The following is an 11,508-nucleotide window of genomic DNA, read 5'->3' as shown; positions in this document are numbered from 1 at the left end:
AAAACGACGACTCCGCGACTTCGGTTCATCGCATGGTTCGCCGCTTGTCCGGATCGTCAGCTAGCCAACGGAACGGGATAGGTAAGCATCAATTTGTTTGAGAACACCACGTTCTTCGTCTCGTTTCAGTTTTGCAGACTCGAAGTCCTGTACGGCCACGAGGTTCTCTTTCTCTCGCTGCAGGCGTTCCATTGTCTCAAACATTGTGGGTAATTCATCCGAGTTGGGGCAATAGCTTTCGGCTATCTCTCGATCCGATTTGACCATGCATCCACATTCGCGAAGCGCGACAGTGATGTCATGTAGATATGGGAGATCAGTTGAAACCTTGAATGGATCGTAGTGCACGTCAATATTGCGAATGAAATGCGTCGGGTCGTGACTAATCGTGACGACGCTTGAGCTTGGTCGCAACACCCATCTGAGAAACCTTTGGAGAATCGAGGGCGGCTCCGTATCCGAAATCTCAATTCGGACCAAGGTCCCTTCTACGGACGCTGGGACTCCGTTGCGAGACAATACGCTTGCAACTCGTAGCGGGTCCCAACTTTTGCCGCGGGGAAGATGATGCATTACGAGAACCCCTTATGTCGGCGAACTTGTTATTATCCTTGGCCAATGAGAATAATACCATATTCAAGGGGATTATCCTGGTTGCGGTCGGCAATTATCCTCAATCTAAGCCCCAATTATCCACATCCCAGGGCAGAATTCCAGTCTGAAAGGCTGGCAGCATTCACAAGGTCGGAGAATGCGTGGTTGCGAATCTGGACAATGACTTGCGGGAAGCGCTGGGGATCGACCACCAGCGAACCGGCCACCATCGCAAGAGCGCGAGGCGCGCGAATAGTATTTTCCGTATGGCTACCAGAGCCCCTCGGTTTTCATCCGGCGCCCCATCGCGAGCAGCTTGGCCTCCGCTTTGTCGCGGACTTTTAGGTACGGGTTATCCATCGGTGCGCCGGTGCGTGGGTTGGCCGCAACGGCTCCATTGGCGGCGATGTTTGCCTGGGCCTCTTGGTACTCGCAATAGCTATTCGCATAGAGGGTCGCCTGGTCTCGTTGGTTTCCCAGGCTGAGCAACAGCGCCAACACGGCCGCCGGTTCGGTCGGTCGCGTTGGTTCGGCCGATGTCGCGTCTTTCGGCGTCAGCGGATTCGCTGGAGCTTTAGCCGGTTTCGTTCGGGGCGTCGCAGGTTTCTTCTTAACTACTTTTGCCACGTTTTGATTCCTCCAAAGGGTTTCAGTTCTTCCAGGGTAAGTGCTTTGGCTTTCGCGGTTCCGGTCGCTTCGTTGGCCTCTTGGCAGGATGAGAGCCGCGGAAGGACCGGGAGTTCCGTCTCCACCTCGCGGACTAGGTCGAAGGCCTGGTCGCCTTCCGAGATGTCGAACTGTTCGAAGCGCGGGTTACAATTAAGGTTCATCGAACCGCGGACGAGTACCCGATAGCCAGGCCATTCAATGGTACCTATCTTCGCGTGGTTCAAGCATACCTTTACGCGGTCCGGTCCGTATCGCTTCCGCCATCGGTCGATCAAGTCTACGTTCCGTTGTTCGGCTGATCGGTCAATAACCATCGTCGCGCGTTCGATTCGCTTCTCTCGAAAGAAATATTCGAAGGCCTCGACTTCAAAATCTCCAACCGCCCACGTCCAAACGGACGCAACCACCGGAGTCTCCGCCGATTCGATGACGTGGCGAATTACGTCTATCATTGAGATCTGGCCGCGGGTGATGCAGAAGAGACTCATCCCCGGCACAATGGGCCCAATGGCTTCGGCGGCCGTCTGGTGGCCTTGAACGGCTCGCGCGACTCGGTTGGTTTGTCGGGTCGTCGGCTTTGTTTCGGTCGGTCGTTTGCTCATGGTTCGTTGACAATCGTGTGCACCTGCGTCTCTCCGGAAAGGCTGCCACTCCCTCGCGGGCGGGGGGGCGGTCGGATTGTGGCGCAGGGCGGGCACGTAGACCGCAGGTTAAGCGCGCACATTTTTGGAGAAAAATTAGGGGGGGGGGTATTCGTTGGGGGTAAAAAAATAGCCGCCAAAATTGGCGGCCGTTGGTCGGGTTCGGCTGAGCTACTCGAGCGCGAGCGGCCCGAAGCTCACGCGTTTCTTTCGGCGGAAACTTCCGTAGCTCTCTTCGCCTTCGGCGGCCTTGTCGCCGTTGGCTTTCAAGTTCCCAATGTATGGGACGTTTGATTTGATGAATGCGACGAGCTCACTTGTGCCGGGGTCGCGGTAGTGGCTGCTTTGGTTCAATGGCTCCAAGTCGAAGCCGTCGACCGCAAAACGAATGCGGTAGGTTACTTGCCATAGTTTGACGGCGTCTTCTATTACCTGGGTCGCGGCAATTTTCGACATCAGGGCGTGGCCTGGCGGCGCGGTGTAGAAGTCTTCTTTGTTGGCGCGGTTCTCGTAGGCTAGGATCGTCGCCGGGGTGAAGGTCGTTTGGTACCGCTGGATGACGAGCACGGGATAGACCACCTGCTCGGTGATAGGCGGGTCGAACGGCAAGCCGGCCGAATTAAGGATCGGTTTCGGCGGCTCTGAATAGTCGCGGTGGAGGATCTCTTCTCCATACTCGGAATCCCAACTAATGATCGGCGGCCGTGCGGTTGCTGCTGGATAGTCCGCCTCGGTCTCTTGGCTTTTGCTCCGCGGGTCGTTGTCGAATTCAACGCGTACAATCCAGGCGCGGGAGGCTTTGGTGTCGCGCTTGGGTACTTTCCGTTTGCAGACGGCCGCCAGGTCCGATTCGCCGGCGTAGGCGTAGGTCGATACTCCAACCACTGGCAGGCCTGGCGTTGACCAAATTTCAATGGGGCCTTGGGTGGCGTTGTCGGCGATGATTAGATATTCCAGCGCGTAGCGGCGCAATAGCTTTTCGTCGCCTAGCTCGATCGATCCCTCTTGGCCGGCGGCTTTGCGAATTCCCTTGATGGTTGGCATGGTATCCTTACCCGGCGTTGCCTACGTGTTGTTGTGGTCCAATGGTGGCGGCGATTCGCTCGAGGTGGCCGTTTACTTGGGTTAGTAGTGCGTTGGCCTTCTCTTGGAGCGGTTCGGCTCGGCCGGCTCGCTCGTTTGCTCGGGCTGCGCTGTAAGCTGCTACCGATCCGCGTTCCAATGCGCCGAAGGTGGGCGTCTCGGCCTTCTGGGCCGGCTTGTCCTCTTCGCCTATTCGCTTTGCGGCTTCTCGGCTGGCTCGGGCGAACGTCGCGAAGTTGATTGCGCCGACATCCAATAGCCGTGTGAGGTCCGCGAGCTCTGTGTTCAACTGCTGTTGTGGTGTCGCGTATTGCTTTTGGAGCTCGGCGCCGCGGGCTAGGAGCTCTTGGTGTTCCTCCATCTTGGCCTTCTGCTCGGTCATAGCCTTAAAGCTGGCAATTTGCGCGGCGGTGGCTCCCTGCCTGGCTAGGCGCATCGCATCCACGGCCGTGGCGCCTTCTCGTAGCGTCTGTATTTCTTCGCGTAGTTGGTTGAGTCGCTCGGCTACTGCCTGGCGGTTTTGCTCGTCTTGGGTGGCCTTTTGATCGGCGGCGGCCTTGGCTGTTTCGGCCGCTGCTTTGGCGGCTTCCTCTTGGGCTTGGATCGCGGCTAGGTCAATCCCTCCGCCTCCCTTTGCGGCGTTGGCGGCTTCGATCGCTGCGGCGCGTGCTTCGTTGATCTGCCCCAGGAATTTCTCCGCGCTTCCAAAGTCAAAACCTTGGTCTAGCGTTTCGAGAATTCCAGCAGCGTCTAGTGTCTTGGCTTGGTTCTGTAGCTTGCGAACCATGTCGAGCGCTTGGTAGATGTCGTACGCGAACCCGGCGCCTATGGCTAGGTTGTCGATAACTGGTCCGATTGCTCGGGCGGTGGCTTGGAAGCCGCTAGCCATTTCCAGAATGGATTGGTTGATGACAGTCAGCACGGGCGCAGCTTCGGCCGCGAGTTGGCGGAATACTCCGCTGGATAGCTGCTTGGTTCGTCCCCAGGCATCGTTGGCGGCTTCCACCGCCTTGGCTTGTGACTCGCTGAGAGTGAGGCCTAGCGTTTCGGCCGCTGCAATGCTCGCGTTGATCGCGGCCGGCCCGGCGCGTAGCGTGTTGACGTATGCGGCCCCCTCCTCTTCGAAGAGTCGGAACGCGAGAACTAGCTGGTCGGACGGGTTCTTCATCTGCTGCGTAGCCGCTGCGAGCTGGCGCATTGCTTCGATAGGTCCGGCTCGCAATAGTTCGCCTGAGTTTAGGCCGATCGCGGTTAGCTGGTCGTCCAGGGCTCCGCCGTTGCGCTCGGCTTCGGTGAGTCGGATTTGTAGTTTCTGGATTGCCTTGTCTGCAATCTCGGCGCCCTTGCCGGTGCTTTCCTCGGTTAGAAGCCGGAAGCCTGCCAACTCGCGGAACGTGACGTTGGCAATTGCCGCGCTCTTGGCGATTTTGTCGATTTCTCCCATTTGGACGGCTACGCCTCGAACGGTCACAACTGCGGCGGCCGCTGCGGAAGCTACGGCGACAAACGCGGTCGCGACTGCCGCTCCGGCTGCCACTCCGGCGACCGACATTCCCTTTAGCGCCGTTGTGCCGGCGTTGGCCGCTGCGGGTACGTTGCTGATCTGCTTGGCGCTGCCGTCGATCATTTTCCCATCGTCGAAGTCGAAATAATTGCGGCGGCCGGCGTACGATGTAGCCGAGTTGTAGCGGGCTAGTCCGGTCGTCGATCTGCTGGGAATGCGCAGTTGGCCGCTATGCTTGGCCGCCATGGCCATAGCAACGGCCGCTTTGAGGGCATCCTCCGCAAAGTCGTCCATACTGGCGGCGGCGGCTTTGGTTTGTTTGGCCGTGTCGAAGCTTTCCTTGGCAATCTTCGCGGCTCTGCTGGTCGCGAATGCGGCCGCAATGGCTGAGAATGCGGTCGCGGCTGCGGTCGCGCCGGGAACGGCCGCGAGAATACCGGCGCCCATCTGCGCGAGCGGTGCGAGGGCCGCTTGGGCCGACTTGCCGATCGCGGAGACATCTTGGTCGAATTTCTTCACCTTGCCGCTGCTGCGGTCCAGTCCGCGGTCTAGCTTCTCGGTGCGGGCTCCCAGGACAATGTCTAGGTTTTCAATAACTGCCATGGGGTTAGCTCGCTTGGGTTAGCTTTCGGATCGCGGCGGATAACTCGCGGCGGTAGATTCCTAGGGCGGCGCTGCGCTTGGATTTTGCCGCGCGTTTCATAAAGAAACGGCCGGGGATCGCGCGGCGTTTCGAGTTGTGTATCTCCACCTGTAGCCGCTGCAGGAGTGTTCGCCGTTTTTGTCGGCTTACTCCTAGGTCCGCGTTAGTCGCTCGGCGGCCGGCCTTCCAGCCATACTCCGCGAACCCGCCGTAGTAGATTCGGCCCTTAAATAGGTTGTCGTTTCCGTTCGTGGTGACTCGGGAACCAACTCTGGAGCGCGAACGCTTTAGGGCTCGAACCTTGATTGATCGGCGCAGGCGTCCCGATTTCACCGGGGCTAGTCGCTTGGCTTCCTCCTGCACTGGCTTTAATGCGGTTCGGCTCGCCTTGCGAATTAGTTTTTTAGCCTCGGTCGTTTTGAGGGAGGCTAGTTTGGCGTTTAGCGTTTTCGATCCGGTGACAACGTAAGCGGCCATTGGCTAGGCTCGGTTCTGCAATCTCTCGACGGCTATAGCGTGGTACTCCGCGGACGACTCGCAACCGATGTATTCGCGGCCGCTTTCGATTGCGGCGACTCCGGTTGTGGCTGCACCTTGGAACGGGTCCAAAATCGTGGCACCTGGCGGCGCGAGTTCGACAAGCTCGCGCATTAGCTCGAGCGGCTTTTGCGTCATGTGCAATTTGCCCTTTTGGATTGTGCGATATTCGAACACCCCCGGGAGGTAGACATCCTTCGGCCTGGCTAGCTTGCCGGGAGCTCGCGCGTGAAGAATTAGCTCGGTCTGGCTCCTGAATCCGTTTCGATTCGGCCGGGCGGCGTTTCCCTTGTTCCAAGTCGCGGTGCCGCGCAGTTGGAAGCCGGCGCCGCCGAGCACCTCGATTAGCCGGCTTAGGCTTCTCCAATCGCAGAACATTAGGACGTCCGCGCCTGGCATGGCTACGCGTCGCATTTGGTGGGCAACGCTTAGCATCATTGCCGACCATGCTTCGGGCAGCATTGAGTCGCCGTCGAGCTCCGGTAGCTTCTTGCTTTCGCTGTTCTGGTACTTGGTAGAACTCTTCGCTAGGGCGCCGAGCAGTGTTCCGGCTCCTGATGCGTAGGGCGGGTCGCTGATGATCGCGGCAACGCTAGCGGCTTCGATCCGCTGCAGCATCATTTGGGCCGCTCCATGGTGGACGGTCCAGCCTGGGCCGGTGGCGGGTGGTTGCTGTTGGCGTTGGCAGTTTTCGCAAAGTGTCGCGGACATGGGGGCGCTAGTCGTTGGCGTCTGGGGTGGTGAATTGTGAGAAGCTTTCGAACAACTCCTCGGCGGTCTGGTCGGGCTGGGGCTCGTGGCAGAATACTTCGGGCGGGTTTCCCGATATTGCCGCGGCGTGTAGGTCTGTGCGTTCGAGGCCGATTCGTTCTAAGCGGCTGAGCGCGACAAGCTCGGCATAGTCGAGTGAAGAAATGCAACGCAACCATGCGCGGCGGCTCGGGTAGCCCAACGATAGGGCTACCCGCCATTGCCACCGGCGTTCTCGGGCTGCGTCGCTTGCTAGTTTTTTTCTAGCTCGTCAATGTCGGCCTTGGTCAATCCGTTAATTCGGGCGGCCGTATTGAAAATGCGGCTCGTGGTTTTGCCGCGTCGCTTGCCGATCGTCTCCGCGGCTTCCACCTGGCGGCCGATGAATGTACGGTTGCGCTTTTCGTCGCAAATACAATAGGCGGCGCACCATGCGCGGAAACCGATTCCGTCCTCTTCATCGCGGGCGGTCTTATACTCCGCCCAGGATTGCTCCAATTCGTCGCGTTCGTCTGCTGTGAGCTCGGCAACGTAGACTTGGGAGCCAGGCTTCCATTCGTGCGTGACGACTGGAACGGCTCGCAGCTTGTCGGCCGCGAGAATGTCGGCGCCGCTTAGGATCGTCGATTCGTTCAACGTCTTGGGTTCGGCTAGCTTGGCTTCGGTCTTCTTTTGTAGGTTGCTCATCGTTTGGGATCCGTTGTTGGGATTGTTGGGGAAGTTGGGGCCGTGGTAATGGCGTGCGCGCCGCGCTTTGCGGTCGGCCCCAACGGTTCAGGCTCGGCGCGGCGCGCACTGACTCGGGGTTAGGTCGCGACGGTTCGGGTTACTTTCGTGGTCAGCCGAATTTCGACGGATCGCTTAATCAAGGTTTTCTTTTCCACCTGAGCGGGCGATAGCTTTAGAATCCGGCCGCTAAACGCGTCGGTTACTAGCGGGGTGAACATGCTCCACTTGATGGTGAAGGCGCCCTCGCGGTCGTCGGGGTCTACCTCGTCGAAGAGGGCGTCAAGGAGCTCGCTATTCGTGTCGCCTGGTTCCCAGGCCGCTTCAAACTTTAGAATTCCTTCGTTGGGTGGGTCGGCGTCGAGGTACTCTTCCGCGTCATCCTCCAAGCATGTGACGTCGACTTCCTCGCGCGAGCGTTCGGGCGGTGTGAAGTTCAGTAGGCATGCGATGTCGGTTCCGTCTAGCGTTAGGACGGGCTTGTTTCCTAGTCTTCTGCGTGGCATTCCAGCCTCCGGTGGTTGTGAGTGTTTAGAGTGGTAGGACGAATACGGCCACTTGCAGGGCGTGTAGGTAGCTCGGCAATTCTTCGCCGATTGACTGGAAGATGTAGTCGTCGTCGGCGTCTTCTACTTCGACTAGCTGCACTAGTTCGTCGCCGGCCTCGCCTTCGAAGGCTTCGAGCGTTTCGATTATTTGGCCGACGGTCGTTTCGGCGTCTTGGTCGCTGGCAATTTCGAACGTGTAGCGCTCAATTCGTAGCGTCTCTTCGTTCGCTATGTCGGTCTCTTTGTCGCGTCCGCTGCGGGTGTACCATACGTGCGGGAAGTTGGACGTTTGCGGTATTTCCTGGTAGTGCAACCGGCCGGCTAGGGCGGTCGCCAGCGTCGGATTGGCCAGGAGTGTTTGGCGTAGTAGTTTCGGGATTGCGAAGTAGGCCATGGCTAGCGGTCTTCTCCGCAAAGGATCGTCAATTCGCGCTGAGTGCTATCTGGATCCAAAATAGCTTTGATTTCGAGAACTCGGCCGCGGAAGGTTAGCCGGTCGGTTGGCTTCACATTTGGGAACCATCGAATCGCCACCGCAATGGAAGCGTCGGCGGCGATTTGCTTGGCTCGCTCGGCTTCGCGGCCGCTGAGCTCCTTCACTTCCGCCCAACGTCTCGCATAGGTGGTCCAATCATCGGCGCCGCGTTTGGCGCGTCCTAGGTCGTCGAGCGTTTCGTCTCGGCTCTGGAAGCCTACGCGGTGCCTAAATCGGGATTGCTGGCGAACGGGTGCCATTGCTTACTCGCAGAGGTCGAAGTCTTCGAAGTCGTCCGCGGTTGATGCTGAATCAATCAACGCGTCGACTCCTAGGGGAACGGTGGTAGCCGATCCGAGAACGGCCGCCTCGCGTTGCTCAAACCACCAACTAATGAGCATCAAAATTGCTCGGGTCCACTGCCGTGGAACGGCTAGCGGTTCGGTCCAGCCTGCTTTGAACGTGATGCGTACGGCGTCGGGCGTCGACTCTGTCGCGGGCCACTCCGCCCATTTTTTCAGGGCTACGCGTCCGCGGCCGTGTTCGTCGATTCGGACGGCTAGTTGGTCGGCGGCGATCGTCGCTTCCGATCCGTCGGCGGCGGTGTAGGCGATCGACTCGACGGATTGGAGGGGCCACCGCGGAAGACTGAGCCACTTAGCGCGGGGGAAGGCATCTATTGCCATTTCCCAAGTTGTGGTGGTCAGGCTGCAATTGGTCCGCTCCTCGACGTAGTCGCGTGCCTGGTGGATTAGGTCCGCGAGCGTTTCGTCGTGGTCGTCTTCATCGACTGAGCAATTGCGGCGGGCTTGGTCCAGCGTGACAACGTCTTCGCAAGCGTAGACGGTTTTCCGTAGTCCGTATCGGTAGCGATCCATCGCGGCGATTTTCTAGGCTTTGGTTTTGGGCTCGGGTGGAATCACTGTTAGCTTGGGATTGCGTGGCGTGTTGGCGATCACCTCTTGGGCCGCTTCGGCGCCTTGGGCCAGAATGTAGTGGTTCTTCCACTTCGGGTAGGCTAGTCCCTCGCTGAGCGTTACGCGGAAGCCGTGAATCTTGGCGTCGTTCTTTCCGATGTCTTCCAAGTGCGTGGTGATTAGATCGGCTAGGAGGTCGATTTCTGATTCAAGGGCGCGGGCGTCCGATTCGAGTTTACTTTTGCGTGTCCTGAGCTCGGCGTAGCGTGCGAGCTGCTCTTTCTTGGGCTTTGCCATCCTGGTTCGCCTTTTCGTTTCGTTGGGGACTAGTGTTTTCGTTGGTCAATCCGCGTTTTCTCGCGAATGGGTGTGGGAAATTGACAGGGAAATTGACAAGCTAGGCGGCTGGAGACTTCGCGCGGCTTTTGCGTGGTGCTTTGGGTTTGGCCGCCGTTTCACTTTTGGCCGGTTTCGGTTCATCCTTAGCGCTTTTCGCGTCTGGTTTGGCGGCTTTCGTTTCACTTTTGGCCGCTTTTGTTTCAACCTTCGGCGGTTGCGGCTCTGGGTAGTGCTTTACCGTTCGTGCTTCGTCGGTCTCTGGGTCGTACGGCCTGGCGTAGCCGACGGCGAGGAAACTTTCGGCCTGGTCGGCTGAGCAAACGCACACGTTGCCGGCTTGTATGTCGATTCCGTCGCCGGCTAGGGCCGTGTTCATTACGATTTTAGTTTTGGGCATTGGGGCCTCCGTTGGTTGGTCGTTTACTGCCGCAAGCCGGCCGCCGATTGCTCGACGGCCGGCCGTTGGCCTGCGCTTCTAAGGGTTTGCGGGTTGGCTTAGGTCTTCTGCACCATCTTCTTGACGGCCGTTTGGGCGTCTGCCGTTGGTCGCATCAACTTACCGTCGACTCGGACGTATCCAAGGAAACCGATTTGGAGGTTTTCCACAAAGCGTTCGTTGGCTCGAACCACTCGAACATTTTTCACCCGTCGCAACTTGTAGTCGCTGAGGCGTCCGAATATCGCGGTGATGTTGGTAGAGGCTACGGCGTTGGCCATGTGTTGGTTGTACGCGTAGGGCTTGTTATTGAGCTTATCGGGCTGTCCGTCCCGCATGCTCTGCTGCCACAATTGGCGGCCTTCCAAGTCCTTCAACAATCGCAAATATTTGAGAATGTTGTCGTGGAACATATATTGCGACTCGTCGCGGTAGGCTGGGTCCACCGAGTGTTCCAAGGCGATGATGTCGTCCAGGGCAATGGCGGCCGCGGCTGCGGTCGTGTGTCCCGTCGGGGCGTCCAGGGTGATACCCTTACACTGCTTGGTTCCGTTTCCGGTCGTCGCCGAGCGGTTGATGGAACGGCCGAGGCGTTCTCCCATCACCATGGCGAGAATCATTTCCATATTGAAAAGCGAATCTTCGTTGAGCGCCATAGGAACCTTGATCCACTTGCTATGCAGCTCGTGGGCGTCCCATGTGAGGCGTGCGAATGTCGGGTCGGGGGTGCCGATAATTTGCGTGTCCTCGCTTTCGACTGCAACCCAGGCTCCTTCGTTGGCGGTGTCGTCGACGATCGGCCAATGGGTAGCTTCTCCGGTCTGAGTCGTGAGCGTGTCGACGTAGTTCAGGAAGTCGCCGTGCGCGAGCATCGCCATTTCGAGCATGGTAACGAAGCTCTGCGGCACCAATTCGGCGCCTTTCGCGGCGGTGTACTTCGACAGGGCTCGCATTTCGCCGCTGTGGGCGAACGCTTGGCGCTGTTCGCGAGTCATCGAATAGGCCTCAAGCTGAACCGCGCGGTGTTGCTCGGTCGACAGGAGGGGAATTTCGATATTGGCCTGCATTGGGTCGAAGCCGTTACGCTGGCAGGCGGCGCGCATTTCGTCTGAGACGATTTGCGGGTTTTTCGAAAGCATGCCGACGGCTAGCCAACTGCGGAAGGCGAGCTTCTTGTCCCTCTGGCGTTGGGCGTACTCGCTGGCGCTGTCGCGGTCGAAGCCGGCGTCGCCGTAGCTTCTTTCCTCGCCTGGCAACTTGTCGTCCAGTCCTGGGCGGTCCTTGGTGCGTCGGCTCTGTTCTTCGTCTTCGCGCAGGGATTCCATGCGCTTGGCGATTTCGTCGTCGTTGCTCGCTTCGATTAGCGCCTTTTCGTTCTCTTCGTAGCGTTTGTTGAGCTCGTCGTAGGCGGCGCGGGTTTCACCTGGCCAGGCTTCTTTGCCATCTTTGCGGCGTTCCTGGTACTCGCTGATCTGCTTTCGCAGTTCGGCGCCGAATTCCTTCTTGTTTTTGCGTAGCTCTTGAATGTCGGCCGGCTTCTTGGTCATGGTGGTATTACCTTCTCGGGTAGTAGTAGGGGCCGCCTCGCTGAGAGGCGACGAGCTTGTTCTAGGGCTGGGTGTGAACCGTTCCTAACTCGCCGCGTA

Annotated in this window: 15 protein-coding genes; all 15 read right to left on the bottom strand. The window is 58.7% G+C overall.

The window, feature by feature from the left end:
- Nucleotides 1-60 precede the first annotated feature (60 nt).
- Nucleotides 61-573 (bottom strand): UvrB/UvrC motif-containing protein, encoded by a 513-nt coding sequence (locus Q31a_RS23330; RefSeq protein ID WP_145083126.1) that lies wholly within the window; start codon nt 571-573, stop codon nt 61-63.
- Between the two features lie 291 nt (nt 574-864).
- Nucleotides 865-1,221 carry a P27 family phage terminase small subunit gene (locus Q31a_RS23325; RefSeq protein ID WP_145083123.1) on the bottom strand — a complete coding sequence of 119 codons (357 nt, stop codon included), beginning with the start codon at nt 1,219-1,221 and terminating at the stop codon, nt 865-867.
- Nucleotides 1,209-1,865 (bottom strand): hypothetical protein, encoded by a 657-nt coding sequence (locus tag Q31a_RS23320; protein WP_145083120.1) that lies wholly within the window; start codon nt 1,863-1,865, stop codon nt 1,209-1,211. Before Q31a_RS23320 ends, Q31a_RS23325 begins: the two co-directional genes overlap by 13 nt.
- Nucleotides 1,866-2,075: 210 nt before the next feature.
- Complete coding sequence (locus Q31a_RS23315; RefSeq protein ID WP_145083117.1) at nt 2,076-2,948, bottom strand: hypothetical protein; 873 nt, start codon at nt 2,946-2,948, stop codon at nt 2,076-2,078.
- A 7-nt stretch (nt 2,949-2,955) separates the two neighbouring features.
- Nucleotides 2,956-5,094, bottom strand: a complete 2,139-nt coding sequence (locus Q31a_RS23310; protein ID WP_145083114.1) for a hypothetical protein — start codon at nt 5,092-5,094, stop codon at nt 2,956-2,958.
- A gap of 4 nt (nt 5,095-5,098) precedes the next feature.
- A complete protein-coding gene (locus Q31a_RS23305; RefSeq protein WP_145083111.1) occupies nt 5,099-5,611 on the bottom strand; it encodes an HK97 gp10 family phage protein in 513 nt (170 codons plus the stop codon).
- A gap of 3 nt (nt 5,612-5,614) precedes the next feature.
- Nucleotides 5,615-6,382, bottom strand: a complete 768-nt coding sequence (locus Q31a_RS23300) for a DNA-methyltransferase (RefSeq protein ID WP_145083108.1) — start codon at nt 6,380-6,382, stop codon at nt 5,615-5,617.
- A gap of 291 nt (nt 6,383-6,673) precedes the next feature.
- On the bottom strand, nt 6,674-7,108 hold the full coding sequence (locus Q31a_RS23295; protein WP_145083105.1) for a hypothetical protein: 435 nt from the start codon (nt 7,106-7,108) through the stop codon (nt 6,674-6,676).
- A gap of 119 nt (nt 7,109-7,227) precedes the next feature.
- Nucleotides 7,228-7,653 (bottom strand): phage tail tube protein, encoded by a 426-nt coding sequence (locus Q31a_RS23290; RefSeq protein ID WP_145083102.1) that lies wholly within the window; start codon nt 7,651-7,653, stop codon nt 7,228-7,230.
- Nucleotides 7,654-7,678: 25 nt separating this feature from the next.
- Nucleotides 7,679-8,089 (bottom strand): DUF3168 domain-containing protein, encoded by a 411-nt coding sequence (locus tag Q31a_RS23285; RefSeq protein ID WP_145083099.1) that lies wholly within the window; start codon nt 8,087-8,089, stop codon nt 7,679-7,681.
- 2 nt (nt 8,090-8,091) lie between these two features.
- Nucleotides 8,092-8,430 (bottom strand): phage head closure protein, encoded by a 339-nt coding sequence (locus tag Q31a_RS23280; protein WP_145083096.1) that lies wholly within the window; start codon nt 8,428-8,430, stop codon nt 8,092-8,094.
- A gap of 3 nt (nt 8,431-8,433) precedes the next feature.
- Entirely contained in the window at nt 8,434-9,048 is a 615-nt protein-coding gene (locus Q31a_RS23275) for a head-tail connector protein (RefSeq protein WP_145083093.1), read from the bottom strand.
- A gap of 12 nt (nt 9,049-9,060) precedes the next feature.
- Nucleotides 9,061-9,384, bottom strand: coding sequence for a hypothetical protein (locus Q31a_RS23270; protein WP_145083090.1), 324 nt, complete (start codon nt 9,382-9,384; stop codon nt 9,061-9,063).
- A 100-nt stretch (nt 9,385-9,484) separates the two neighbouring features.
- A complete protein-coding gene (locus tag Q31a_RS23265) occupies nt 9,485-9,823 on the bottom strand; it encodes a hypothetical protein (RefSeq protein ID WP_145083087.1) in 339 nt (112 codons plus the stop codon).
- Between the two features lie 98 nt (nt 9,824-9,921).
- Nucleotides 9,922-11,409 carry a phage major capsid protein gene (locus tag Q31a_RS23260; RefSeq protein ID WP_145083084.1) on the bottom strand — a complete coding sequence of 496 codons (1,488 nt, stop codon included), beginning with the start codon at nt 11,407-11,409 and terminating at the stop codon, nt 9,922-9,924.
- Nucleotides 11,410-11,508: the final 99 nt, after the last annotated feature.

Origin of the sequence: Aureliella helgolandensis (genome assembly GCF_007752135.1) — a bacterium.
In the GTDB taxonomy this organism is placed as follows: Bacteria; Planctomycetota; Planctomycetia; order Pirellulales; family Pirellulaceae; genus Aureliella; species Aureliella helgolandensis.
Note: the sequence above shows the minus strand (reverse complement) of the source record. Positions and strands in the feature narration are given on the sequence as shown.

Bases quoted from the DNA above. Each gene is read 5' to 3' on its own strand.
- Q31a_RS23315 (WP_145083117.1), bottom strand. From the start codon at position 2,948: ATGCCAACCATCAAGGGAATTCGCAAAGCCGCCGGCCAAGAGGGATCG.
- Q31a_RS23280 (WP_145083096.1), bottom strand. From the start codon at position 8,430: ATGGCACCCGTTCGCCAGCAATCCCGATTTAGGCACCGCGTAGGCTTC.
- Q31a_RS23265 (WP_145083087.1), bottom strand. From the start codon at position 9,823: ATGCCCAAAACTAAAATCGTAATGAACACGGCCCTAGCCGGCGACGGA.
- Q31a_RS23285 (WP_145083099.1), bottom strand. From the start codon at position 8,089: ATGGCCTACTTCGCAATCCCGAAACTACTACGCCAAACACTCCTGGCC.
- Q31a_RS23260 (WP_145083084.1), bottom strand. From the start codon at position 11,409: ATGACCAAGAAGCCGGCCGACATTCAAGAGCTACGCAAAAACAAGAAG.
- Q31a_RS23330 (WP_145083126.1), bottom strand. From the start codon at position 573: ATGCATCATCTTCCCCGCGGCAAAAGTTGGGACCCGCTACGAGTTGCA.
- Q31a_RS23305 (WP_145083111.1), bottom strand. From the start codon at position 5,611: ATGGCCGCTTACGTTGTCACCGGATCGAAAACGCTAAACGCCAAACTA.
- Q31a_RS23275 (WP_145083093.1), bottom strand. From the start codon at position 9,048: ATGGATCGCTACCGATACGGACTACGGAAAACCGTCTACGCTTGCGAA.
- Q31a_RS23320 (WP_145083120.1), bottom strand. From the start codon at position 1,865: ATGAGCAAACGACCGACCGAAACAAAGCCGACGACCCGACAAACCAAC.
- Q31a_RS23300 (WP_145083108.1), bottom strand. From the start codon at position 6,382: ATGTCCGCGACACTTTGCGAAAACTGCCAACGCCAACAGCAACCACCC.
- Q31a_RS23270 (WP_145083090.1), bottom strand. From the start codon at position 9,384: ATGGCAAAGCCCAAGAAAGAGCAGCTCGCACGCTACGCCGAGCTCAGG.
- Q31a_RS23310 (WP_145083114.1), bottom strand. From the start codon at position 5,094: ATGGCAGTTATTGAAAACCTAGACATTGTCCTGGGAGCCCGCACCGAG.
- Q31a_RS23290 (WP_145083102.1), bottom strand. From the start codon at position 7,653: ATGCCACGCAGAAGACTAGGAAACAAGCCCGTCCTAACGCTAGACGGA.
- Q31a_RS23295 (WP_145083105.1), bottom strand. From the start codon at position 7,108: ATGAGCAACCTACAAAAGAAGACCGAAGCCAAGCTAGCCGAACCCAAG.